This is a genomic window from Mesorhizobium sp. CNPSo 4671 (assembly GCF_057784245.1).
This window is the reverse complement of record NZ_JBWLUW010000001.1, coordinates 530,784-555,749: the sequence shown is the minus strand read 5'-3', so window position 1 is coordinate 555,749 and position 24,966 is coordinate 530,784. Positions and strand designations below refer to the sequence as shown.

Here is a 24,966-nt window from a genome sequence, read left to right as displayed (position 1 = left end):
TCGGCGCGCCCGTTTCTTTTTTGCGCCGAGACGTCAGCCGGCCTTGCGAATGGCCGCTTGGGAGCCTTCGAAGAACTGGTTGGGTGGCCGCTTCAGGCCGAGATTCTCGCGCAGCGTCGATCCCTCATATTGCCGCCTGAAGATGCCGCGCCGCTGCAGCTCGGGCGCCACCTTCTCGACGAAATCGTCGAGCCCGGCGGGCAGATAGGGAAACATGATGTTGAAGCCGTCCGATCCCTCGGTGACCAGCCATTCCTCCATCTCGTCGGCGATGGTTTGCGGCGTGCCGACGAAGGCCAGGCCGGAATAGCCGCCCAGCCGCTGGGCAAGCTGGCGCACCGTCAGATTTTCATTCCGGGCGAGCTCGATGACGCGCTCGCGGCTGCTCTTGGAGGCATTGGTCTCCGGTATCTCAGGCAAGGCGGCGTCGGGATCGAAGGCCGACGCGTCATGTCCAAGCGCGATCGACAGCGAGGCAATACCGCTCTCGTAATAGACCAGGCTGTCGAGCTTCGCCCGCTTGGCCCGTGCGTCCTCGACACTGTCGCCGACAATGACGAAAGCACCAGGCAGGATCTTGATGTCGTCGCGCGAACGGCCGAGTTTTTGGGCCCTGCCCTTGACGTCGGCAAAGAAGCGCTGCCCGGCGGCGAGATCGCCATGGGCGGCGAAAATCACCTCGGCCGTTTCAGCGGCCAGCTGCCGTCCGGCTTCCGACGCGCCGGCCTGGACGATGACCGGCCAGCCCTGTACCGGCCGGGCTATGTTGAGCGGGCCGCGCACCGAGAGGTGCTCGCCCTTGTGGTCCAGCACATGCAATTTGGCCGGATCGAAATAGAGCCCGCTTTCAGCGTCGCGGATGAAGGCGTCGTCGGCAAAACTGTCCCACAGGCCGGTCACGACATCATAGAATTCCCGCGCCCGGTGATAGCGATCGTCATGCTCGACATGTTCGTCCAGCCCGAAGTTCAGCGCCGCATCGGGATTGGACGTGGTGACGATGTTCCAGCCGGCGCGGCCGCCGCTGATATGGTCGAGCGAGGCAAAGCGCCGGGCGATGTGATAGGGCGCATCGAATGTCGTCGATGCGGTGGCGACCAGCCCGATATGGTCGGTGACGGCAGCAAGCGCCGACAAGAGCGTGAACGGCTCGAACGAGGTCACCGTGTGGCTGCGCCGTAGCGCCTCGATCGGCATGTTGAGCACGGCCAGATGGTCGGCCATGAAGAAGGCGTCGAACTTCGCCGCCTCAAGCGTCTGCGCGAAGCGCTTCAGATGCGCGAAGTTGAAGTTGGCGTCGGGATAGGCGTCGGGATAGCGCCAGGCGCCGGTGTGCAAGCTGACCGGGCGCATGAAGGCACCGAGCCGCAACTGCTTTTTTTCTGCCATGGGAAGACACCCTGATGAGGACGAGCGTTACCGCTCCAGTGTAGCGCAGGATGGGACCGCTTTGCGGTGCTGGGAAGGAATTCTGTTTTGCAAAACCGGCATCGGGGAGCATTTTCGTCGGCATGACGGATCAGCCGTCACGCCGCATCACCCGCCATCGGCGGCGGATGATGCGATAAAGCCGCTCTATTCCGCGGCCAGGGCCAGTTGCGGCCGCTCGGCGGCCAGCTCCGGTTCGGGCGCCTGCTCGCTGTTCACCACCTTCTTCGGCTCGCGGCCGAAGAACAGGGCGTAGCCGGCCGGCAGCACCAGGATGGTCAGCACGGTGGCGACCACGATGCCGCCCATCATGGCGTAGGCAAGCGGGCCCCAGAACACGGCGCGCGAGATCGGGATCAGTGCCAGCACCGCCGTCATCGCCGTCAGCACGATCGGCCGGAAACGGCGCACGGCCGAGCCGATGATGGCCTCCGAGCGCTCCATGCCCCTGGCGATGTCCTGGTCGATCTGGTCGACCAGGATGATCGAGTTGCGCATGATGATGCCGAGCAGTGCGATGACGCCGAGAATGGCGACGAAGCCGAACGGTGCGCCGCTGATCAGAAGGGCGGCGGCCGCCCCGATGATGCCGAGCGGACCGGTTGCCAGCACCAGCATCGCCTTGCCGAAATTCTGCAGCTGGATCATCAGGAGCACGACGATGATGGCCAGCATGATCGGCGCCTTGGCGGCGATGGACGCCTGGCTTTCGGCCGAATCCTCGGCGCCGCCCTGGATCTCGATCTTGTAGCCGGGCGCCAGGCCATCGCGCAGCCCCTGGATGTCCTTGTACATCTTGGTGACGACATCGTTGGACTGCACACCGTCGGGCAACGTTGCCCGCACGCTAATGGTCGGCAGTCGGTCGCGGCGCCACTCGATGCCTTGCTCCAGCACAGGCACCACCTTGGCCACCTGCGACAGCGGCACGAAGCCGCCGAAATCGGTCGGGATATAGACCGAGTCGACCGAGGACAGCAGGCTGCGGCTGGCGTCCGGCTCGCGAGCGACGATCGAGACCGTCTCTTCGCCGTCGCGGAAGTTGTCGAGCGGCGCGCCGGACATGGTTGCCTGCAGCATCTGGCGGATGCGCTGCGAGGTGACGCCGAGCGCCCGGGCACGATCCTGGTCGATCACCAGCTTCATCGCCGGCACGGGTTCGAGCCAGTCGTCATGCACGGCGCCGAGCAGCGGATTCTGCTGGAACTTCGCCTTCACCTGATCGGCAATGCGGCGCACCTCCTGGCGATCGGGGCCCATGACGCGCATCTGCACCGGCCAGCCGGTCGGTGGCCCGAGGAACAGGCGGTCGACCTTGGCGCGGACCGAGGGGAAATCCTCGGCCAGAACGGTACGCAGCTTGACGATCAGCCGCTCGCGCGCCGGCTCGTCATTGGCCATCACCAGCATCTGGGCGAAGTTCGGATTGGTGAGCTGCTGGTCGAGCGGCAGGAAGAAGCGCGGCGCGCCTTCGCCGATATAGGTGGCGATGAAGCGCTTGTCCTTGTCGTCCATCATCTTGGTTTCGAGCGCCTTGGCCTGTGCCTCGACCTCCTTGATGCTGGTGCCTTCCGGCAGCCAGAGGTCGACGAGGATTTCCGGCCGTGACGATTGCGGGAAGAAGTTCTGCGGGATGAACTGGAACGCCCACAGGCTGGTGCCGAAGGTCACCAGCGTCATCACAAGCACGATGATGCGATGGCGCACCGCCCAGCCGACGGTCGAGCGCAGCCGACGGTAGAAGCGCGTGTCGAAGGCATCGTGATGGGTGCCGGCATGCTTGCGCTGCTTGAGGATCATATGCCCAAGCCACGGCGTGAAATAGACCGCGACAAACCACGACACGATCAGCGCGATGCCGACGACATAGAACAGGGTGCGCACATATTCGCCGGCGGTCGAGGCAGCGAAGCCGACCGGGATGAAGCCGGCGGTGGTGATCAGCGTGCCGGTCAGCATCGGGAAAGCGGTCGATGTATAGGCGAAGCTCGCGGCCTCGATCTTGACCAGCCCCTCCTCCAGCTTGCGCTCCATCATCTCGACGACGATCATGGCGTCGTCGACAAGCAGGCCGAGCGCGATGATCAGGGCGCCCAGCGAAATGCGCTGCAGGTCGATGCCGAGCTCGTACATGATGGCGAACGTGGCGGCCAGAACCAGCGGAATGGCGATGGCAATGACCAGGCCCGAACGCCAGCCGATCGACAGGAACGAGACGACAAGCACGATCAGCAGCGCTTCACCGAGCGCATGCATGAATTCGGCCACCGCATCGGTGACGACACCCGGCTGGTCGGAAATCTGGTCGACCGACACGCCATAGGGCAGCGCCTCCTCGAAGCGCTTGTAGGTCGCCTCGACATCCTTGCCGACGTCGGTGACCTTGAAGCCCTTGGCCATGACGACGCCAAGCTGCACGCTGTCATGACCGTTGAAGCGGTATTTGCGCTGGAAGGGATCTTCGAGACCCGAGGTCACGGTGGCGATGTCGCCGAGACGGGTGACCTGACCACCGGCACGCAGGCGCAATTCCCTGATATCGGCAGCCTTGGTGACGTCGCCTTCGACGGAGATGCGCACCGAATTGACGCCGGTGTCGACGGCACCGGCCGGATCGACATTGTTCTGGCCCTTGATCGCGTTCTGCAGGTCGGTCAGCGTCAGGCCGCGCTCGGCCAGTGCCTTGGACGAGACGTCGATATAGAGCTTTTCCGGCTGGTCGCCGATGATGACGGCCTTCTCGACGCCGGGCGTCGTCAACAGCATATCGCGCGCCTGGATGGCGAACTTCTTCAGCTCTGGATAGGAGAAGCCATCACCGCTGATCGAATGGAGCGTGATGAAGGTATCGCCGAACTCATCGTTGAAATACGGGCCGAGCAGGCCTTGCGGCAGGTCGCCGGAGATGTCGCCGACCTTCTTGCGCACCTGATAGAAGGCGTCCGTCACCTCGGCGGCATTGGTGTCGCCCTTGATCTGGACGGTGATGATGGCGCTGCCGGCGCGGGTGAAGGAGCGCACGAAGTCGAGATGTGGCGTTTCCTGCAGCTTGCGCTCGATCTTGTTGACGACCTGATCTTCCATTTCCTGGATCGAAGAGCCCGGCCAGATCGCTTGCACGACCATGACCCGGAAGGTGAAGTCGGGGTCTTCCTTCTGGCCCATGCGCATCAGGCCGAGCGCACCGGCGATGATGATCAGCCCGAACAGGAAGCGCGCGATGGAGGGATGGCCGATCGCCCAGCGTGATAGGTTGAAGGGCCGCTTTTCTTCAGTGGAGGTCGTCATCGGTGCTGGTCCACTTTACTTGGTTGCCGGCGCCTGATGCTTCGGAGAAGCGCGGCGCGCGAAACGAAATCATCTTCGATCTGGCTTCCGGGCGGCGAGGCCTTCCAAGTGGAGAGACACTCATCGCGGTGGGACGCTAGGATCGATGCGGGGGTACATCGGGCCCTTGACGTCTCGACCTTCGGGGCGCTCGCCGCCCGGAAACCTGCGGCCGCGGGAACGCGCGGCCGACCTGTCTGTCGTCAGCGCAGCCGGCTGGCGTCTTCGCCCTCGGCGGAGGCGGATTGCTGCGCCACGCCTCCGGCGAGCTTCACCTTCAGATTCTCGGTCATGAACTGCGTGCCGGCGGCGACCACGATATCGCCGGGCCTCAATCCTTCGGCGACACGCACGCCATCGGCGGCGAACTCGGCGACCTTGACCGGGCGGGCATGAACGGTGTCGGCACCACGATCGACGGTCCAGACGATCGATTGGCTGTCCTGCTTCGCCAACGCGCTCAGCGGGATCGATACGAGCTGCTTTTCGTTGGCGGCCGAGGCCTCGATATTGGCGGTCATGCCGAGCAGCACGCGCTGGTCGTTGGGCAGGCTGACACGGACGGCGAAGGTGCGCGACTGCGCATCGGCGCTGCCTGCGACCTCACGGACCTTGCCGTCGAGCGTCAGCGTGGTGTCGGACCAGAAGCCGGCCTTGACTGACTTGCCCGGCTTGAACTCGGCGATCTCCATTTCCGGCACCGCGATCAGCACTTCCTTTTCGCCGTCGACAGCAACGGTGACCACAGGCGTGCCGGAGCCGACCACCTGGCCGACATCGGCGTTGACCGCGGTGACGATGCCGTCCCTGTCGGCCTTGAGATCGGTATAGCCGACCTGGTTCTTGGCCTGGTCGAGCGACGAGCGGGCGGAGTCGCGTGTGGCGACCGCCTGGTCATAGGTCAGCGTCGCCTGTTCGAGCTGCGATTTCGGTGAAAAATTCTTGGCGAAGAGTTGTTCGGCGCGCTTGCGCGCAAGCTCCGTCGTCTCGACCTGCCGCTCGGCGGCATCGAGGGCTGCCTGCGCGCTCTTGACCGAGAGGTCGTAGTCGGTGGGATCGATGCGGGCGAGCACATCGCCCGGCGCCACATGCTGGCCGATATCGACCAGACGCTCGGTGATCTTGCCGTTGACGCGGAAAGCCAGGGCGCTTTCGGTGCGGGCACGCACCGAGCCGGAATAGGAGAGCATGCGGGTGTCATGCGCCTGGGCGATCTCGACGACCTTGACCGGGCGGATGATCTCCTTGACCTCGGCCTTCTCCTGGCTGCAGCCGGCAAGCGTGAGCCCTGCAACGACCAAGCCCGCGACCGGCAACCGGCGGATGATGGAATGGGACAAAGACATCGTGGTACTCCCGACTGGAGGCGGACTGTCGACACCGGCGACCGGCGGCTATTTCAAGGCTCTGATGGCGTAGTCGATAAGTTCGTCGGGCATTGCCCGGTTGGTCTTGGCAAGGCACTGCGCCACCATCTGCGGGTGGCAGAGAATGACGGTGGCGGCGCCGAAGCAGCGCGAGGCAACTTCGTGATCCTGCTGCCTGAACTCGCCGGTCTCGACGCCCTCGCGGATCACCTCGGCGAACAGGTCGTGGATGCTGTTGACGTGCTTGTCGATGACGCCCCAGTCGCGTTCGAGCGCGACAATGACCATCTCATGGACCTTTTGCTCATCGAGCATGGTCTCGAGCGTCATCTTGTACTGGGCGTGAATGTAGCGCCGCAGCCGCTCCTCCGCGCTGATCGGCAGGTGCATGATCTCGTAGGCCATCTTGTAGCTGGCGCCGAGCATCCGGCCGCAGACCGCCTGGTGGATTTCGACCTTGGAGGCGAAGAAACGGTAGATGTTGGCCGGCGACATGCCGAGGTCGCGCGCAATGTCGGCAACATTGGTCTTGCCGTAGCCATAGTGTCGGAACAGGCGCTCGGCGCAGTCGAGAATGCGCGTCACATTCTCCTGCCTGGCGGCATCGACCACTATGTTGGCGGCTTCGGACATAGCTCTTTCGTTTGACAAGTGACGAATTTCAATTTTCGTCAGTCGTAAATTGAAGAAGGCGGGATGTCAACGCGAAATCGACGTACGCGTATAATTGGTGACAGATGGTGACAGTGGGCGGGCGCGACAACTGGCCTCGCGATTGGCGACTGGCTCCGGTGAGTTCGTCATCCTAGAGCGAAGCAAGGAGCGTAGCGACCCGGCGCAGATCCCTAGGACCCATTTCGGGACTTCGGTCAAGAACCTGGTTAATCAATGGTTTACGCCCCTAAGCGGCGAACCATTCTCGACCGCTGGAGCACCGCCGCGAGGTCGCGGCATGGATCCCAGGGTTTCCGCGACGTCGCTTCGCGACTGCTCCACCGCAGGATGACGAGGTTAGGTACCCTTCGCCATTTCCCGCAGCCGGAACTTCTGGATCTTGCCCGTCGACGTCTTCGGTATTTCGGCGAAAATCACCGCTTTCGGCACTTTGAAGCGGGCAAGCAGCGTGCGGCAGTGCTCGATGATCTCGGCCTCGGTCGCCGCCTTGCCCGGCTTCAGCTCGACATAGGCAACCGGCACCTCGCCCCATTTGTCGTCATGGCGTGCCACCACGCCGCAAGAAGCAACGGACGGATGTTTGTAGAGCGCGTCCTCGACCTCGATCGAGGAAATGTTCTCGCCGCCCGAGATGATGATGTCCTTGGAGCGGTCCTTGAGTTGGATGTAGCCGTCGGGATGCATGACGCCGAGATCGCCGGAATGGAACCAGCCGCCGGCGAAGGCTTCGTCGCTGGCTTTGCGGTTTTTCAGATAGCCCTTCATGACGATGTTGCCGCGGAACATGACCTCGCCGATGGTTTCGCCGTCGGCCGGCGTCGCCTGCATCGTTTCGGGGTCCATGACGGTCAGGCCTTCGAGCGCGGCGTAGCGCACGCCCTGCCTTGCCTTCTTGGCGCTGCGCTCGCCCTTTGCGAGACTGTCCCATTCGCCATGCCATTCGTTGACCACCGCCGGGCCATAGGTTTCGGTCAGGCCATAGAGATGGGTGACGGCAAAGCCGGCGTCGGCCATCCCCGACAGCACGGCTTCCGGCGGCGGCGCGGCCGCGGTGTTGAAGGTCACGGTCTGCGCGAACGTTCGCTTGTCCTCATCCCGGGCGTTGATGAGCACCGACATCACGACCGGCGCGCCGCAGAGATGGGTGACGCCATGGTCGGCGATGGCGTCGTAGATCGGCTTCGGCCGCACCCAGCGCAGGCAGACATGGGTGCCGGCCTGGACGGCCAGCGTCCAGGGAAAACACCAGCCGTTGCAGTGGAACATGGGCAGCGTCCAGAGATAGACGGCGTGCTTGGCCATGCCGGCATGGATGGTGTTGGTATAGGCCATCAGGGCGGCACCGCGATGGTGATAGACGACGCCTTTCGGATTGCCCGTCGTGCCCGAGGTGTAGTTGAGCGAGATGGCGTCCCATTCGTCGTCGGGCATCGACCAGGCAAAATCCTCGTCGCCGCCGGCGACAAAATCCTCGTAATCGAGCGCGCCGATCCGTTGCCCCTTCGGATAGGGTGCGTCGGCGGCGTAGTCGGGATCGTCAAAGTCGATGACCAGAGGCTTGACCTTGGCCAGATCGAGCGCCTGCCGGACAACGCCGGAGAATTCACGGTCGACGATCAGCACCTTGGTTTCGGCATGGTCGAGCTGGAAAGCGATGACCGCGGCATCGAGCCGCGTGTTGAGTGAGTGCAGCACCGCCTTGGTCATCGGCACGCCGAAATGCGCCTCCAGCATCGGCGGCGTGTTCGACAGCATGACGGTGACCGTGTCGCCCTTGCCGATGCCGCGCTTTTGCAGCGCCGAGGCAAGCTTCAGCGAGCGGCGCCAGAAATCACGATAGGAGATGCGCTGGCTTCCATGGACGATGGCGATGTGGTCGGGATAGGTCTTTGCCGCGCGTTCCAGATAGGTGAGCGGCGTCAGCGGCTGATGGTTGGCCGCGTTCCTGTCCAGATCCTGTTCGTAAGGGTTGCCCATCCCGTTCTCCCCAAAGTCCTTTCGAGCTTTCTAACCTTAGGTCTCGCGTCAGGCCATCCCCCTGAATGGCCGAAAATACTATGCTATCCAGGCTTTGTAGAATGGCGATCCCGGATGCACCTTGCCGAGAGGCGATCGCGCTCACACATCCAAATTTGACTTTTGTCGAGAGCCGTGACTAATGTCAGCCGAGGAGGCGGCATGGCGATCCGACCGGCAGAACAAATCATTCACAAAGCCGCCTGGCTCTATTATGCGCATGGCCTGCGGCAGGACCAGGTTGCAAGCCAGCTTAACATTTCGCGTGCTTCGGTGGCGATGTATCTGCGCAAGGCGCGCGAGACCGGCATCGTCAACATCTCGACCTCGACCCAGCTGTTCACCGACGACGTGATGGCACGCAAACTCGAGGACGCCTTGAAACTCGACGCGGTCTGGATCGCGCCGGAGAACGGCCATATCCCCGACCCGTCTACGGATATCGCCGTGCTGGCGGCGAGCGTCTTTCTCGAACTGGTCAAGAAGGGCGACCGCATCGGCGTCGCCTGGGGTCGCACCGTCTACATGATCGCCGACATCATGTCCTATGCCGACCTGCAGGATGTCACGGTGGTCCAGCTCTGCGGCAATCTCGGCGCGCCCTACTCCTATCGGCCAGACCAGTGCACCATGGAAATCGCGCGCCGGCTCAACGCCAAGGGGCTCAATTTCTACGCGCCGCTGGTGCTGTCGACCGAAGAACTGGCGCGTGCGCTGCGCGCCGAGCCGGTGATCCGTGAGCAGTTGGCCGGCATCAGCGATTGCAATCTCGCGCTTTTTTCGGTCGGCACCGTCGACGCCGACAGCCATGTCGTCAAATGCGGCGCGCTGAACCCGGACGAAATGGCCGCCCTGCGCGGCATCGGTGCCGCCGGTGTGATCGCCGGACAGATCATCGACGCCAGGGGCGAGGCGCTCGACTGCAGCTACAACCGCCGGGTCATTTCGGCCGAACTCGCCTCGCTCGGTGCCATCGAAAAACGCCTGATGGTGGTGCAGGAGGACAGCAAGTTCGAACCGCTGCTGGCGGCACTCGCCGGCGGGCTTTGCACGCATCTGGTGGTCGGCGCGCATATGGCGCAGCGGCTGCTCGATCATGCCGGAGCGGCACCACAAAAAGCATCCTGAAAAGCAACCCTTCGCCGGCGCATTGTCATCAAGGCGTCGCGGCATTCCTGTTTCACCACCCAAGACAGCAACTGGACGAAGCGAACATGAAGAATTTGTGGAACGACGACGCGGCCGAGAAACTCGTCGCCGACTATGCGAAGAAAGGCGTCGGCCGCGACCTCGCGCTGCGCGTCTACACGACGCGGCTCTTGGGCGGCGTGCCGCAGCTGGTCCTGCATGGCGGCGGCAACACTTCCTGCAAGATCAAGGCGACCGACCTTGTCGGCGATGAATGGGATGTGCTGTGCGTCAAGGGCAGCGGCTGGGACATGGCCGTCATCGAGCCGCAGGGCCTGCCGGCGGTCAAGATGGGCGCCCTGCTCAAGGCGCGCGCGCTGGACAAGCTCGCCGACGAGGACATGGTGGCGCTGCAGCGGGCGAACCTCATCGACCCCTCTTCGCCCAACCCGTCGGTCGAGACGCTGCTGCATGCCTTCCTGCCGCACAAATTCGTCGACCACACCCATTCGACCGCCATCCTGGCCATCGTCGACCAGGAAGACTCGAAGCCGTTGGTGAAGACGGTCTTCGGCGAAAAGATGGGCTACGTGCCCTACATCATGCCGGGCTTCGACCTCGCCAAGGCGGCGGCCGACGTTTTCGATGCCGACCCTTCGGTCGAAGGCCTGATCCTCGACAAGCACGGCATCTTCACCTTCGGCGACGATGCCAGACAGGCCTATGACCGGATGATCCACTATGTGAACGTCGCCGAGGACTATGTCGCTGAGAATGCCAAGCCGAAGGCCGCCAAGGCGGTGCTGCCGGCAAAACTCGCGACGCCGGCTTCCATCGCGCCGATGCTGCGCGGCGCCGTCGCGGTGGCGCGTGGTGAAGGCCGCTTCGACCGCATGATCTCTGATTTCCGCACCTCGGATGCAATTGTCGATTTCATCAATTCGGCCGCGATTGCCGACTATGCCGGACGCGGCGTGTCGACGCCGGATCTGTCGATCCGCATCAAGACCGGGCCGATGGCGGTGCCGGCGCCCGATGCCGACAAGGCCGGTGACTACAAGGCCGTGATCAAGAGCCATGTCGACGCCTTCGCCAAGGAGTATCGCGCCTATTTCGAGACCAATGACGCGCTCGACGACGTCAAGCGCACCATGCTCGACCCGATGCCGCGACTGACGCTGGTGCCGGGGCTTGGCATGTTCGGCCATGGCCGCACGCTGAAGGATGCCAGGATCGCCTCCGACGTTGGCGAGATGTGGATCGAGGCGGTGCGCGGCGCCGAAGCGGTCGGCCGGTTCCATCCGCTGTCCAAGGCCGATTTGTTCCCGCTGGAATACTGGTCGCTCGAACAGGCCAAGCTTGCCTCCAACAAGCCGAAGCCGCTGACCGGTCAGGTCGTGCTGATCACTGGCGGCGCCGGCGCGATCGGTGCGGCGACTGCCAAGTTGTTCGCCGACAATGGCGCCCATGCCGTCGTCGTCGATCTCGATGGCGACAAGGCCGCCGATGCCGCCAAAAAAGCCGGCAACAATTCGATCGGCGTCGCCGCCGACATCACCGACCCGGCACAGGTGCGTGCCGCCTTCGACAAAGCGGTTGCTGTCTTCGGCGGCGTCGACATTCTCGTCTCCAATGCGGGCGCGGCCTGGGAAGGCCGCATCGGCGAGCTCGATGACGCGCTGCTGCGCAAGAGTTTCGAGCTCAATTTCTTCGCCCACCAGTCGGTGGCGCAGAACGCCGTGCGCATCATGCTGGAACAGGGCACCGGCGGCGTGCTGTTGTTCAACACCTCCAAGCAGGCGGTCAATCCTGGCCCGAAATTCGGCGCCTACGGCGTGCCGAAGGCGGCGACTTTGTTCCTGTCCAGGCAATACGCGCTCGACTACGGCGCCCATGGCATCCGCTCGAACGCCGTCAACGCCGACCGCATCCGTTCCGGCATTTTGACCGACGCCATGATCGCCAGCCGCTCCGGCGCGCGCGGCGTGTCGGAGAAGGAATACATGTCCGGCAATCTGCTCGGCCAGGAAGTGACGGCACAGGATGTGGCGCAGGCCTTCCTGCACCATGCGCTGGCCGAACGCACCACCGCCGACGTGACGACGGTCGACGGCGGCAACATCGCGGCGGCGCTGCGGTAAACGTTCCAGCAGACAACAAAAAAGGCGGCTCACGGGCCGCCTTTTTCGTTTGCGCGATGATGAACCTTACTTCGCGTTCGGGTTCGGCATCCAGGCCGGCATGGCGACATCGGCATGGGCGAACTGCGGCAGCTTGGCCGACAGGTCTTCCATGTTCTTGATGTCCTTGTCGATCAGCTCCTTCTGGGTGATCAGCGTCGGTGGCACGATGACGTTGTGGCCGGGGTCTTCACCGGCGAGCAGTTGCGCCAGCGCGCGCACCGAGACCTGGCCGACGACGGCCGGGTTGGTCGCGGCGGTCGCAGCCCAGGCGCTGTCGGGCTCGCGCATCGCTGATATGTCCGAGGTCGAGATGTCGGCCGAATAGATCTTGATGCCCTTGTTCAGGCCGGCTTCGTCGACGGCGATCTTCACGCCCTTGGCAAACTCGTCATAGGGGGCGAACATCACCTTGATATCGGGATGGGCCGACAGCACCGAACGCGCCTGGTTGGCGACGGAGTTGGCGATCGGGTTGTCGAGCGTGCCGAACATCGCGACTTCCTTGATGCCGGCATATTTTTTCTTCACGTCGACCCAGGTCTCGTTGCGGCGGTCGAGCGGCGCGATGCCGGCGACATAGACGTAGCCGGCGTTCCAGCTCTCGCCATTGTCCTTGACCGCCTGCTCGAGCGCCAGGCGCGCAAGGTCTTTGTCCGACTGTTCGATCTGCGGGATCTTGGGGTTTTCGACATTGACGTCGAACGCCACCACCTTGATGCCGGCGTCGACCGCGCGCTGGGCGGCATCCTTCATCGATTCCGTCAGGCCGTGCTGGATGATGATGCCCTGCACGCCGAGCGCGATGGCCTGGTCGACCATGTCGGACTGAAGGGCGGCATCCTGACGGCTGTCGAGCACGCGCAAATCGATGCCGAGCGTCTTCGACTGCGCTTCCACGCCCGAGAGATAGGCCTGGAAGAAGTCGCCGGTCGAGAGATAGCGCACCAGCGCGATCTTGACGCCGGGCTTGTCGAACGGCGCCGGCTTGTCCGCGGCCAGCGCGGGCACCTGCATCAGCATGGTTGCGCCGGCCAATCCGAGCGCCACCTTCCCCAGAAGTCTTCTTGTGATGTCCACTTGTTTTCCTCCACTCTTGTTGAACCCAAAAATCCTGCCCGGTCGGACTACCCCCTGCCCCTGCCCGAAAGGGCAAAGGTGAAGACAAGGGCGACGACCAGAACCACGCCCTTGACGAAATCCTGCGTGTAATAAGGCGCGTTCATCATCGTCAGGCCCTGTAGCAAGATGCCGACGAACAGCGCGCCGACGGCGGTGCCGAACGCGTTCGGCTTGGCGGCACCGAGCACCGCATAGCCGATCAGCGCCGCGGCGACCGCGTCGAGCAGCAGATTGTTGCCCGAGGCGATGTCGCCGCGCCCGAGCCGGGCGGCGAGCAAGATGCCGCCGATCGAGGCGAAGACGCCTGAAATGACGTAGGCCCAGATCTTGTATGCCTTGACCGGCGCGCCGGCGAGTTCGGCGGCGCGCTCGTTGGAGCCGACCGCATACATCATGCGGCCGAAGCGGGTGTATTCGAGGAAGAACCAGATCAGCACGGCAAGCACCAGCAGCACGACCACCGACACAGGAATGAGGTTCGGGATGAAGAAGTCGAAGCGGTGGCGGCCAAGCGCCAGGAAGGCGTCGCCGAACTTGCCATTGGCGACCGAGCCGTCCGGCATGGTCATGCCGGTGGCGATCGAACGGCCTTCGGTCGGGATGCGCTGCAGGCCGACCAGCAGGAACATCATGCCGAGCGTCGCCAGGAGATCGGGCACACGCATATAGACGATCAGCCAGCCATTGATCAGGCCGACAATGGCGCCGATGAGCAAGCAGACGACGACCGCGACGACGGCGTTCTGCTCCAGCACCACCATGACATAGGCAGCCGCCATCATGGCCGACGTGGCGACCGAGCCGATCGACAGGTCGAAGCCGCCGACGACCAGCGTGGCGGTGACGCCGAGCGCCAGCACGCCGGTGATGGCGACCGACTGGAAAATGAAGACGGCACTTTGCGGCGAGACGAAACCGTCGGCGGCGATCGCGAAATAGGCGACCAGCCCGAACAACAGGACAATGAAGCCATAGCGGATGGCGTAGTCGCGCAGCGTCATTCAGCGCACCCGCGCGACGCAGCCATTCTTACCGAACTCGAACCCATAGTCTCTCCATTCCAATTCTGTCGACCGCCACGCTCAGGCCGCGCTGTGTAGTGGCCCGCCGGCGACCTCGGCCAGCAGGCGATCAAGATCGACTTCGGCATTGCGGTGTTCGCCGACGATTGTGTGTTCCGACATCACCAAAATGCGGTCGGCCGTCTCCAGCGCCTCGTCGAGTTCGGTGACGAACAAGAGCGTCGCGCGGCCATGGGCGCTTGCCCTCAGCTTGGCGGCGATGTCGCGCCTGGCGGAGATGTCGACGCCCTGAAACGGCTCGTCGAGGATGAACAGCTTTGCGTCTTGCGCCATCCAGCGGGCGACCATGACCTTCTGCTGGTTGCCGCCTGACAATGCAGACATCTCGTCCTTCTCGGAGCGGCAGACGATGCTGAGCTCCTCGATCTGCCGGCGTGCGGTGGCGCGTTCGAGGCGGCGCTTGAGCACGCTCAGGCTAGACATGCGCTTGAGGAATGGCAGGCTGACATTGCGCTCGATGTTGAAGCCGCCGACGATGCCGCTGGTGGCGCGATCCTTGGCGACGAGGAACACGCCGGCGGCGATTGCATCGCCCGCCGAGCGCGGCGCATAGGGCTTGCCGTTCATCGTCATGGCGCCGGCGAGCGGCTTGCGCACGCCGAACAGCGTTTCGGCAAGTGCCGTCTTGCCGACACCGACGAGGCCGGTGATGGCGACGACCTCGCCATCGCCAAGCGTCAGCGAAATCGGCCTGGCGCCCTGCGCGATTCGCAGGCCTTCGACCGTCAGGACCGGTTTGGCGGAACTCCGGGCAACGATCTGGTCGAGATGGATCTTACGACCGAGCATGGCGTTGACCGCGCCTTCATAGTCGAGCGGCTTGGTGTCGAAGACACCGGAGATGACACCGTCACGCATCGAGACGATTCGATCGGCAAGCCGCCTGATGTCCGACATACGATGCGAGATGTAGAGGATCGCCACGCCTTGCTCGCGCAGCCGGTCGACCAGCGCGAACAGCCGGTCGGCCTCGGCGCTGGAGAGCGAGGAGGTCGGTTCGTCGAGGATCAGCACTTTCGGCTGATGCGCCAGTGCACGCGCGATCGCCACCATCTGGCGATCGGCCAGCGAAAGGTCGTTGACGCGGGCCTTGAGATCGATGGCCAGACCCATGCGGTCGGCGACGGCCTTGGCCTCGCGGCGCACGCGGGCCGGATTGAACAGGGTCGGCACGCCCTTGCCGCTCAGCCTATCGAGCGTCAGATTGGTGGCGACATCGAGGTCGGCCACGACACCGTCATTGATGTTCTGGTGCACGGTGACGACACCGGCGCGGATCGCCTCCGCCGGCGTGTTCGGCATGAACTCCAGCCCGGCAAGCGTCATGGTGCCGCCGCCGCACTCGTAGACGCCGCTGATGATCTTGACGAGGGTGGATTTGCCGGCGCCGTTGGCGCCCATCAGCACGGTGACTTCGCCGGAATGCAGCTCGAGCGAGATGCCGCCAAGCACCTCGTTGCGGCCAAAGGATTTCCTCAGTCCCTCTACACGGAACACGGCATTGCCGACCATGCGTTCCTCCCTGACCATGACGCTATGGGCTATGTCGGCAATTGTCAACACGATTGACAATTGCCAGATCGCTTCCTAGCTTGGCCCAGCCGCCATGCCTCCGTTATGTTCGGAGCGCATAAGCGAGAGGATGACGATGACTGGGAAATTGCCGTTCGAAGCACTGTCGGTGGAGACGCTTGCAACGCGCCTCGGGGCGAACGAGGCGCTGTGCGCCAAGATCGGCCGGGACACGACACAGTGGAAAGTCCGTGAGGTCGGCGACGGCAATCTGAACCTCGTGTTCATCGTCGAAGGCGCCAGTGGTGCGGCTGTGATCAAGCAGGCCTTGCCCTATGTCCGCCTGGTCGGCGACAGCTGGCCGCTGCCGCTGAAGCGCTCCTTCTTCGAATATCATGCGCTGACCAGGCAAGAGGCGCGCGCACCCGGCTCCGTGCCGGCAATCTATTACTTCGATGAAGGCCAGGCGCTGATCATCATGGAGTATCTGGCGCCGCCGCATATCATTCTCAGGCGCGCCCTGATCGAGGGACGCCAGCTGCCGAACATCGCCAGGGATATCGGCCTGTTCATGGCCCGCACTTTGTTTCGTGGTTCCGACCTGTCGATGGTGACCAAGGATCGCAAGGCCGATCTGGCGCTGTTCGCCGACAATGTCGACCTCTGCGACATCACCGAGAACCTGGTGTTTTCCGATCCCTATTTCGACGCCAAGATGAACCGGCATACGCCGCAGCTCGACGGCCTCGTCACCGAACTGCGCGCCGACCGCGACCTCAAGGTCGAGGCGCAACGGCTGAAGCACATCTTCGCCGCCAATGCCGAAACGCTGCTGCATGGCGATCTGCATTCCGGCTCGATCATGGTCACCGACCAGGAGACCCGGATGATCGATCCGGAGTTCGCCTTCTACGGACCGATGGCGTTCGATGTCGGCATGCTGCTCGCCAATTTCTGGATGTCCTTCTTCTCACAGCGCGGACACGAACAGGAGGGCAAACGCGATGCTATGCGTGCCTATCTGCTTGGGGTCACCGCAGAGACATGGATGGTGTTCCGCGCCGAGTTCTCGCATCTGTGGCGCAGCGAGCGCACCGGCATGCTCTATCAAAAAAGCCTGTTCGAGGATCAGGGCGACAGGCTGGGTGCGGAACAGGCGCTCGACCATGTACTGCACCAGATCTGGACCGATCTGCTCGGCTTTGCCGGCATTGAGGTGCATCGGCGCATCCTCGGCCTCGCCCACAATGGCGATTTCGAGACCATCGCCGACGAGGATCTGCGCGCCTCCTGCGAGGCGAAGGCGCTGAAATTCGGCCGTCACATCGCCGTCAACCGGCGCCAGATTCACAGCATCGACGAGGTCAACACCCTGGCCGCGTTGATCGAACAGGAGAGCAGCATTTGAACGTCGGCGAGCGCCACTATCGCACCATCTGGCTGAGCGACGACGGACGTTCGGTTGAGATCATCGACCAGCGCTGGCTGCCGCATGATTTCCGCATCGAGACGATCCGCACTGTCACCGGCATTGCCACGGCGATCCGCGACATGTGGGTGCGCGGCGCGCCGCTCATCGGCGTCACGGCGGCCTATGGCGTCGCCATGCAGATGGCGGACGATCCGTCCGACGCGGCGCTCGATGCCGTCTGGGAGACGCTGCACGAGACGCGCCCGACGGCGATCAATCTGCGCTGGGCGCTTGACGAGATGCGGCGCTTCCTCAAGCCGCTGCCGACAGCACAACGCGCCGCGGCCGCCTATCGGCGCGCGGCCGAGATCGCCGACGAGGATGTCGGGCTGAATCGCGCCATCGGCGAGAATGGTCTCGCCATCATCAAGGCGATCGCCGCGCGCAAGCAGCCGGGCGAGACGGTCAACATTCTCACCCATTGCAACGCGGGCTGGCTGGCGACCGTCGATTACGGCACCGCTACCGCGCCGATCTATCTGGCAACGGAAGCCGGCATCCCGGTCCACGTCTATGTCGACGAGACGCGGCCGCGCAACCAGGGTGCTCAGCTCACTGCCTGGGAGATGGCCGGCCACGGTGTGCCGCACACGCTCATCGTCGACAATGCCGGTGGCCATCTGATGCAGCGCGGCGCGATCGACATGGTCATCGTCGGCACCGACCGCACCACCGCCGACGGCGATGTCTGCAACAAGATCGGCACCTATTTGAAGGCGCTCGCCGCCGCCGACAATGACGTGCCGTTCTATGTCGCGCTGCCGTCGCCGACCATCGACTGGATGGTGCATGATGGGCTGAACGAGATTCCGATCGAGCAGCGTTCGGCCGACGAGGTCTCGCTGGTCTGGGGCAAGACCGCCGATGGCGAAATCGCTCAGGTGCGAATCTCACCCGAAGCGACGCCGGCCGCGAACCCGGCTTTCGACGTGACCCCGGCGCGACTGGTGACCGGGCTGATCACCGAACGCGGCGTCGCCAAAGCCTCGCGCGAGGGCTTGAAGGCGATGTTCCCGGAGCGCGGATAGCGCCGATGCCGGTTAATACAGCGGCTTGCTCATGTGGTTGGGCGTCGGCCACGTCTCGGTGACGCCAGGCTGCACCGGACGCTCGAGATAGGTCGACAGCACCACATAGCTGCGGGTCGAGGTGACGCCGGGCGTTTCGTAGAGGCGCGCGAGCAGGCCTTCCAGCGCTCTCGTATCTTCGGTGCGGACCTTCAGCAACATGCAGGTGTCACCGGCGACGGTGTGGATCTCCTCGACTTCCGGATACTGCGAAACCGCCATCAGCTCCGGGGTCTTGCCCCAGCCCCTGGTGTCGATGTGCACGAAGGCGAGCAGCGGTTTCTTCACCGCCTTGGGGTCGATGATGGCCATGGTGCCGCGAATGGCACCGCTGCGCCGAAGGCGCTTGACCCGTTCATGGGCGGCTGGCGGCGAGAGGCCGACCCGATCGCCGAGTTCGGCATAGCTGACCGTGGCGTCGTCGACGAGAACGCCTAATATTTTTCGGTCAATCGCGTCGACATCGCGGGGTGCCGGCGTGTTCCGCGGAATGGTATCTGTTTCTTCATCCATATCGACAATCCCGATTGCCACAGAATTTAATACGGCCATTATGATGATATGTCGAACAGCAATCAAGCCACAGCGCTACAAGCCGATGCCAGGCCGCCGATCCCGGCCCTCGCCTATCTGTTGACCGGATGCATCGCCGTGATCGGCTCGAATTCGCTGGTGCTGGGGCCGATAGCTCCGGCCGTGGCCGCGTCCTTCGAAAGCAGCGTGCCGACCGTCATGATCGCGGCGGCCGCATTCGGCCTCGGAACCTCGGCGAGCGCCCTGTTCCTGGCCCGCTATATAGACCGGCTCGGCGCCCGCCGGATGCTGCAAGGGGCATTGCTGTTGCTGGCACTGGCGCTCGTCGCCAGTACCGTGGCGCCGACGGTGATCATGCTGGTCGCGGCACAATTGCTCGCCGGCATCGCTGCCGGTGTCGCCATGCCGGCGATCTATGCCAGTTCGGCGGCGATCGCGCCGCCCGGCCGCGAAAGCGGCACCATCGGCGTCGTGCTGACCGGATGGACGCTCAGCATGGTGGCCGGCGTCTCGCTGTCGGCCGTGCTTGCCGACCTCGTGCACTGGCGCGCCGTCTTCGCAGCCGTCGCGGTGCTTGCACTGCTGGCGCTGGCCAGCCTCACCATGACGTCACTGAGTGACGTCAGGAAGAGCGGCCCGGCGCCGACACCGCTGGCAGCGCTCAGCATTCCCGGCATTGTGCCGCTTCTGATCGCCTGTGCGGCCTTCATGACCGCCTTCTACGGGGTCTACGGCTATCTCGGCGATCACCTTCACACTGGGCTGGGCAAGCCGGTAAGCGCCAATGGCTGGGCCGCACTCGCCTATGGCATCGGTTTTGGCACGGCTGCTCTGCTCGACGGCGTGATCGACCGGCTTGGTGCGCGGCGCGTCATGCCGTTCGCCTATCTTCTTGTCGCCGCCGTCTATGTCGCCATTGCCGCGACGAGTGACAGTTTCGGCCTGACGCTCGCCATGGTGGCGGTGTGGGGGCTTGCCAATCATTTCGGATTGAATGTCCTGGTAATGCGACTCTCGGCACTCGACCCCTCGCGGCGCGGCACAATCATGGGCCTGAACAGCTCGGTCACCTATCTGGCGGTCTTTATCGGCACCACCGGCTTCGGGCCGATCTATTCCAGCTTCGGCTTTGCCATCTGCGCGATGGTTGCGGCACTGCTGATGCTGGTTGCCGCGGCGGCAGCGGCGTGGCGCGCACGATAAAGCGGTTTTTCGCGCCATTGCTCCAGTCGACAGAACGTGATTGGCCACCGGCCTGTCATGCGGTTGACAGCCGCGCCCTGCCCTTTCATACAAGCCGCGTTAATGTTCTCAGGGCGGGGTGAAAGTCCCCACCGGCGGTAAGGGCCTCAAGCCCAAGCCCGCGAGCGCTTTCCAAGACAATTGGAAAGGTCAGCAGATCCGGTGTGATTCCGGAGCCGACGGTTAGAGTCCGGATGAAAGAGAACGAAACGGAAAACGGATCGCCTTGGCGGGACGGATTCCGTATCGTGCGTCCTGATTCTGGTTCGAAACGGAAGGATGGACCCATGAATCAGCATTCCCACAAAGACTATGAAACTGTTCGCATCGCCGTAATCAGGGCGCGCTGGCACGCCGACATCGTCGACCAATGCGTACATGCCTTCGAGGCGGAACTGGCCGACATCCGAGGCGGCCGCTTCGCCGTCGAAGTCTTCGACGTACCCGGCGCCTACGAGATCCCGCTACATGCCAAGACCTTGGCTGAGACCGGCCGCTATGCCGCGATCCTCGGCACGGCGTTCGTCGTCAATGGCGGCATCTACCGGCATGAGTTCGTCGCCAGCGCCGTCATCGACGGTATGATGAACGTACAGTTGTCGACCGGCGTTCCGGTGCTTTCGGCTGTGCTGACGCCGCATAACTACCACGACAGCGCCGAGCACCACCGCTTCTTCTTCGAGCACTTCACCGTCAAGGGCAAGGAAGCGGCCAAGGCCTGTGTGGAAATTCTCGCCGCACGGGAAAAGATCGCGGCATGAAATCTTCCCGGCCGGGTGGAAATCGCGATAACACCCGGTAGTATTTGCGAAAAGTCGGGAGGATGCCGGTGCAGACCAAGAAGATCATCAATGACGGCAACCGTGCCGTCGACGAGATGCTCGAAGGGATCCTCGCTGCGCATCCTCGCCATCTCAGGAGCGTGGACGGCAGCCCGCGCTCGATCATCGCCCGTGACGGGCCACGGCCCGGCAAGGTCGGCCTCGTCATCGGCGGCGGTTCCGGCCATGAGCCGACCTTTCTCGGCTTTGTCGGCAAGGGACTGGCGGACGCGGCGGCCATCGGCAACGTCTTCGCCTCGCCGCCGCCCGATCCGATCCTGGAATGCGCCAAGGCCGTCAGCGGCGGCGCCGGTGTGCTGTTCATGTACGGCAACTATGCCGGCGACGTGATGAATTTCGACATGGCGGCCGAAATGGCAGCGATGGACGACATCGAGGTGCGCACCGTGCTGACCACCGACGACGTCGCCTCGGCACCGCGCGACCAGCGGCAGAAGCGCCGTGGTGTCGCCGGCAATTTCTTCATCTTCAAGGCGGCCGGTGCGGCCTGCGACCGCATGCTCTCCCTGGACGAAGTCGAACGTATCGCGCGCAAGGCCAACGACCACACTTTCACCATGGGCGTCGCGCTGTCGCCCTGCTCGCTACCGCAGACAAGGCGGCCGAATTTCGAGATCGGCGCGGACGAGATGGAGATCGGCATGGGCATCCATGGCGAACCCGGCATCGCCCGCGGCAAGCTCAGGACCGCCGACGAAATCACCGACGAGATGCTGGACAAGATTTTTGCCGAGATGGCGCCGAAGCGCGGCGACAAGGTCGCGGTGCTGGTCAATTCACTCGGCTCGACGCCGCTGATGGAACTCTACATCATGAACCGGCGGGTCAAGCAGCGGCTCGATGACATCGGTGTTTCCATCCACGCGACCTGGGTCGGCAATTACTGCACGTCGCTGGAAATGGCCGGCGCCTCGGTGACGCTTTTTCATCTCGATGAGGAATTGCAGACCATGCTCGACCACCCCTGTGATTGCGCGATGTTCCGTGCCGGCTGACGAAAGAGCGTTCCCGTGACCATCGACGCCGCTGACCTGAAAAGAATGTTTGACGCCATCGCGGTGGCGATCGAGGCCGACAGGGACAGGCTCTGCCAGCTCGACGGCGTCATTGGCGACGCCGACCACGGCATTGCCATGGCGCTCGGCTTCAACGCCGTGCGCGATGCGCTGGCGCCGCTTGACCTTTCGGTGACCGAGCCGACAGCGTTGCTCAACACCACGGCGAAATCGTTCCTCAATGCCGTCGGCGCCTCGTCAGGCCCGCTCTACGCGACGGCCTTCATGCGCGCGGCTTCCGCCGTCAAGGGCAAGGCGACGCTGGTGGACGCGGATTTCATCGCGCTGTTCCAGGCCATGGCGCAAGGCATCAAGGATCGCGGCAAGGCCGAACCCGGCGAAAAGACGATGGTCGACGCCTGGCAGCCGGCGGCCGAAGCGGCCGCCGCAGCCAATGTCGCCGGCAAGACTTTGGCTCAGAGCCTCGAGGCGGCCCTTGCCGCCGCCGAGTCTGGGGCTGAAGCGACCAAGGACATGATCGCCGCCAAGGGCCGCTCCTCGCGGCTCGGCGAGCGGTCGCTTGGCCATATGGACCCGGGCGCGGCGTCTGCCGTCACCGTCATCGCAGCGATACGCAAGAGCCTGGGTTAGGCCTTCGCTGCGTCGAGCCTGTCGATCGCCTGGACATTGCCGGCCGACGGCCCCTTCTCGTCGAACTCCGACGCCAGCCAGGTGTCGACGATCGCCTTGGCCAGTTCCGGGCCGATGACACGGGCGCCCATGGTGATGATCTGGGCGTTGTTGGATTTCGCCGCCCGCTCGGCCGAATAGGTGTCGTGGGTAAGCGCGGCACGAATGCCCGGCACCTTGTTGGCCGAGATCGAGACGCCGATGCCGGTGCCGCAGAACAGGATGCCGCGCTCGTTCTCGCCGTCGATGATGGTCTGGGCGAGCTTTTGCGACAGGTCGGCATAGTAGCCGGCCTGGCTGAGGTCGCTGACGATGAGGCCCGGCTTGGTCGCAAGGTGTGCGGCGATGACGTCAAGCAGCGGCTTGCCGGCGCTGTCGGCTCCAATGGCTATTTTCATGGGTTTTTCCCTTTCGTGTTTGGATGATTTCAGATCGCCGCCGAGGCGCGGCGCAGAATGTCGATGTAGCCGTCCGCCTGCCAGGCGGAGCGGCCGATGAAGAGGCCGTCTATATTGGGCTGGCCGACCAGTTCGGCGGCATTGCCGGGGTTGACGCTGCCGCCATAGAGCACCGGCGGCACTGACGGCAGCAGGCCGCCGGCCACTGTCTTTATCAATGCCTGCTGCTTGTCGGCATAGTCGGCGCTGGCCGGAATGCCCTTGTCGCCGATCGCCCAGACCGGCTCGTAAGCGAACAGGATTTTTGCGCCCTTCGCCTCGCCTTCGAGGAATTGCAGCGCGCCCTCAACCTGGGCGCTCAACACGGCGTCGGCCTTGCCGCCTTCGCGCTCGGCCAGCGTCTCGCCGACACAGATCAGCGGTATCAAGCCGTGCTTCACCGCAGCCGCCGTCTTCAGGCCGACGGTTCGATCCGTCTCGCCAAAATGCTCGCGCCGTTCGCTGTGGCCGAGTTCGACCAGATCGAGCCCGCAGTCTTTCAGCATCGGCGGCGAGATCTCGCCGGTCCAGGCGCCGGCATCGGCCCAATGCATGTTCTGCGCGCCGACCTTGATGCGCGTCGACGACAGTGCCCGCTTGACCTCGCGCACCGCCGTGAAAGGCGGGATGATGAAGGGCTGGATGCGGTCATCAAAACCGGGAATGAAGCCGGCCAGGCGCTCCGCAAAATCAAGCGCCTCGGCGAGCGTCTTGTTCATCTTCCAGCTTGTGCCTACCCAGTAAACCACGCGTACTGCTCCATACTTTTTGCTTGGCGATCAGCTTCCCACGGGAGCTCCCGCTGTCGGAATCATGATCCCTTGTCGATAACCGTCAGCGAAACGCCGGCGGCATCCAGCGCCGCGCGCATTCCCGGCTCGGGCGCACGGCCGGTGAAGACGGTGTCGAATGCGCTGAGGTCGGTGAGAAAATGCAGCGCCGTGCGGCCGAACTTGCCATGATCGACCAGGAGATATTTGCGGGTCGCCGCCGCCATCATCAGCCGCTTGGCCTGCACGACTTCCTGGTCCTGGTGGAAGGCGGAAGCACCATGGATGGCGGATGAGGACAGGAAGGCGACGTCGGCGCGCAGCGATTTGAGCGAAGCCTCTGCCAACAGGCCGAAGAAGCCGTGGAATTTCTTGCTGTATTGGCCGCCGAGCGCGATCAGGTTGATGCCGCCGGCGCCGGACAGGTCCTGGATGACGGAGAGATTGTTGGAGATCACCGTCAGCGGCCGCAAGTCGGCGAGATGGCGTGCAATGCCGCCCGCCGTCGAACCGTCGTCGATGATCACCGTCTGGCCGGGTTCGATCATGGCCACGGCCGCCGCCGCGAGGCGCTGCTTTTCCTCGGTCGCCTGCTTCTGCCGGTAGCGCAAATCGCTTTCGAACAGACTGCTCGGCTGGATCGAAGCGCCGCCGCGCACCTTGCGCAGGAAACCGCTTTCCTCGAGATCGTCAAGGTCGCGGTGCACGGTCATTTTCGAGACGCCAAAACGCAAGGCGAGGTCGTCGACGCCGGCCTGACCGGCGTCCATCAGAAACTCCATGATGCCTTGCCGCCTGATGTCGCTCTTCATCACCGCTGACCGAAAACGCCGAAGCGTAGCTCCTTGATGGGATCGTAGATATAACAGCTATCGTCGCAAAAGTATCAAATATTTTGTGATAATGGGATAATATCTTGAGATATTCCGCTTGCCCTGATCGCGGCGCTGTAACAAGAATTGCTGCCGGGACGGTCTGTCACGGTTGCGGTTGCGTGGAAATCCGGCCAGAAGCATCGGTGGGCTGGACGATGCGCGGACAGCCCGCAACCACCAGGTTTGAAACCAGATACGGGAGACTA

The 24,966-nt window shown here is 63.7% G+C and carries 20 protein-coding genes and 1 riboswitch; of the genes, 8 read left to right on the top strand and 12 right to left on the bottom strand.

Features of this window, described 5'->3' with window-relative positions:
• Positions 1-33: 33 nt before the first annotated feature.
• The 5 genes from AC04SF_RS02425 to AC04SF_RS02405 form a co-directional block, all read right to left on the bottom strand.
• The gene (locus AC04SF_RS02425; protein WP_488476351.1) at positions 34-1,389 is read right to left on the bottom strand and encodes an LLM class flavin-dependent oxidoreductase; all 1,356 of its coding nucleotides are present in this window, start codon (positions 1,387-1,389) and stop codon (positions 34-36) included.
• Positions 1,390-1,575: 186 nt separating this feature from the next.
• Positions 1,576-4,716 carry an efflux RND transporter permease subunit gene (locus AC04SF_RS02420; protein ID WP_488476350.1) on the bottom strand — a complete coding sequence of 1,047 codons (3,141 nt, stop codon included), beginning with the start codon at positions 4,714-4,716 and terminating at the stop codon, positions 1,576-1,578.
• A 242-nt stretch (positions 4,717-4,958) separates the two neighbouring features.
• The gene (locus AC04SF_RS02415; protein WP_488476349.1) at positions 4,959-6,101 is read right to left on the bottom strand and encodes an efflux RND transporter periplasmic adaptor subunit; all 1,143 of its coding nucleotides are present in this window, start codon (positions 6,099-6,101) and stop codon (positions 4,959-4,961) included.
• 48 nt (positions 6,102-6,149) lie between these two features.
• Positions 6,150-6,755 carry a TetR/AcrR family transcriptional regulator gene (locus tag AC04SF_RS02410; RefSeq protein ID WP_096455704.1) on the bottom strand — a complete coding sequence of 202 codons (606 nt, stop codon included), beginning with the start codon at positions 6,753-6,755 and terminating at the stop codon, positions 6,150-6,152.
• A gap of 378 nt (positions 6,756-7,133) precedes the next feature.
• Positions 7,134-8,774 carry an acyl-CoA synthetase gene (locus AC04SF_RS02405; RefSeq protein WP_488476348.1) on the bottom strand — a complete coding sequence of 547 codons (1,641 nt, stop codon included), beginning with the start codon at positions 8,772-8,774 and terminating at the stop codon, positions 7,134-7,136.
• Positions 8,775-8,975: 201 nt separating this feature from the next.
• On the opposite strand from AC04SF_RS02405, the gene AC04SF_RS02400 reads away from it, so the two are divergent.
• Both AC04SF_RS02400 and AC04SF_RS02395 read left to right on the top strand, forming a co-directional pair.
• Positions 8,976-9,941 carry a sugar-binding transcriptional regulator gene (locus AC04SF_RS02400; RefSeq protein ID WP_202350949.1) on the top strand — a complete coding sequence of 322 codons (966 nt, stop codon included), beginning with the start codon at positions 8,976-8,978 and terminating at the stop codon, positions 9,939-9,941.
• Between the two features lie 86 nt (positions 9,942-10,027).
• Entirely contained in the window at positions 10,028-12,082 is a 2,055-nt protein-coding gene (locus AC04SF_RS02395) for a bifunctional aldolase/short-chain dehydrogenase (protein WP_488476347.1), read from the top strand.
• A 66-nt stretch (positions 12,083-12,148) separates the two neighbouring features.
• Here the strand turns inward: AC04SF_RS02395 and AC04SF_RS02390 are convergent, their stop codons facing one another.
• The 3 genes from AC04SF_RS02390 to AC04SF_RS02380 all read right to left on the bottom strand — a co-directional run bounded on the left by AC04SF_RS02390 (position 12,149) and on the right by AC04SF_RS02380 (position 15,837).
• Positions 12,149-13,201 carry a substrate-binding domain-containing protein gene (locus AC04SF_RS02390; RefSeq protein WP_488476346.1) on the bottom strand — a complete coding sequence of 351 codons (1,053 nt, stop codon included), beginning with the start codon at positions 13,199-13,201 and terminating at the stop codon, positions 12,149-12,151.
• A 47-nt stretch (positions 13,202-13,248) separates the two neighbouring features.
• On the bottom strand, positions 13,249-14,244 hold the full coding sequence (locus AC04SF_RS02385; protein ID WP_095791243.1) for an ABC transporter permease: 996 nt from the start codon (positions 14,242-14,244) through the stop codon (positions 13,249-13,251).
• Between the two features lie 81 nt (positions 14,245-14,325).
• Positions 14,326-15,837: a sugar ABC transporter ATP-binding protein gene (locus tag AC04SF_RS02380; protein WP_488476669.1), complete on the bottom strand. Its 1,512-nt coding sequence runs from the start codon at positions 15,835-15,837 to the stop codon at positions 14,326-14,328.
• A gap of 136 nt (positions 15,838-15,973) precedes the next feature.
• Between AC04SF_RS02380 and mtnK the strand changes: the two genes are divergently transcribed.
• Both mtnK and mtnA read left to right on the top strand, forming a co-directional pair.
• Positions 15,974-17,245: an S-methyl-5-thioribose kinase gene (gene mtnK, locus AC04SF_RS02375; protein WP_488476345.1), complete on the top strand. Its 1,272-nt coding sequence runs from the start codon at positions 15,974-15,976 to the stop codon at positions 17,243-17,245.
• Positions 17,242-18,336 (top strand): S-methyl-5-thioribose-1-phosphate isomerase, encoded by a 1,095-nt coding sequence (mtnA, locus tag AC04SF_RS02370; RefSeq protein ID WP_488476344.1) that lies wholly within the window; start codon positions 17,242-17,244, stop codon positions 18,334-18,336. Before mtnK ends, mtnA begins: the two co-directional genes overlap by 4 nt.
• Before the next feature lie 12 nt (positions 18,337-18,348).
• On the opposite strand, the gene AC04SF_RS02365 is transcribed toward mtnA, so the two are convergent.
• Positions 18,349-18,888, bottom strand: coding sequence for an Lrp/AsnC family transcriptional regulator (locus AC04SF_RS02365; RefSeq protein WP_096455684.1), 540 nt, complete (start codon positions 18,886-18,888; stop codon positions 18,349-18,351).
• Positions 18,889-18,936: 48 nt separating this feature from the next.
• Here AC04SF_RS02365 and AC04SF_RS02360 point away from each other — a divergent pair, with 48 nt between their 5' ends.
• The 4 genes from AC04SF_RS02360 to dhaL all read left to right on the top strand — a co-directional run bounded on the left by AC04SF_RS02360 (position 18,937) and on the right by dhaL (position 22,639).
• Complete coding sequence (locus AC04SF_RS02360; protein ID WP_488476343.1) at positions 18,937-20,112, top strand: MFS transporter; 1,176 nt, start codon at positions 18,937-18,939, stop codon at positions 20,110-20,112.
• 100 nt (positions 20,113-20,212) lie between these two features.
• Positions 20,213-20,361: riboswitch (FMN riboswitch) on the top strand.
• Positions 20,362-20,438: 77 nt separating this feature from the next.
• Positions 20,439-20,912 (top strand): 6,7-dimethyl-8-ribityllumazine synthase, encoded by a 474-nt coding sequence (locus AC04SF_RS02355; RefSeq protein WP_488476342.1) that lies wholly within the window; start codon positions 20,439-20,441, stop codon positions 20,910-20,912.
• A 62-nt stretch (positions 20,913-20,974) separates the two neighbouring features.
• Entirely contained in the window at positions 20,975-21,988 is a 1,014-nt protein-coding gene (locus AC04SF_RS02350; protein ID WP_488476341.1) for a dihydroxyacetone kinase subunit DhaK, read from the top strand.
• Between the two features lie 15 nt (positions 21,989-22,003).
• Positions 22,004-22,639, top strand: coding sequence for a dihydroxyacetone kinase subunit DhaL (gene dhaL, locus AC04SF_RS02345; protein ID WP_488476340.1), 636 nt, complete (start codon positions 22,004-22,006; stop codon positions 22,637-22,639).
• On the opposite strand, the gene derI is transcribed toward dhaL, so the two are convergent.
• The 3 genes from derI to AC04SF_RS02330 form a co-directional block, all read right to left on the bottom strand.
• Positions 22,636-23,076 carry a D-erythrulose-4-phosphate isomerase gene (derI, locus tag AC04SF_RS02340; RefSeq protein WP_488476339.1) on the bottom strand — a complete coding sequence of 147 codons (441 nt, stop codon included), beginning with the start codon at positions 23,074-23,076 and terminating at the stop codon, positions 22,636-22,638. The genes dhaL and derI overlap by 4 nt on opposite strands.
• A gap of 29 nt (positions 23,077-23,105) precedes the next feature.
• Positions 23,106-23,864 carry a triose-phosphate isomerase gene (locus tag AC04SF_RS02335; protein WP_488476338.1) on the bottom strand — a complete coding sequence of 253 codons (759 nt, stop codon included), beginning with the start codon at positions 23,862-23,864 and terminating at the stop codon, positions 23,106-23,108.
• A gap of 62 nt (positions 23,865-23,926) precedes the next feature.
• Positions 23,927-24,697 carry a DeoR/GlpR family DNA-binding transcription regulator gene (locus tag AC04SF_RS02330; RefSeq protein WP_488476337.1) on the bottom strand — a complete coding sequence of 257 codons (771 nt, stop codon included), beginning with the start codon at positions 24,695-24,697 and terminating at the stop codon, positions 23,927-23,929.
• Positions 24,698-24,966 lie beyond the last annotated feature (269 nt).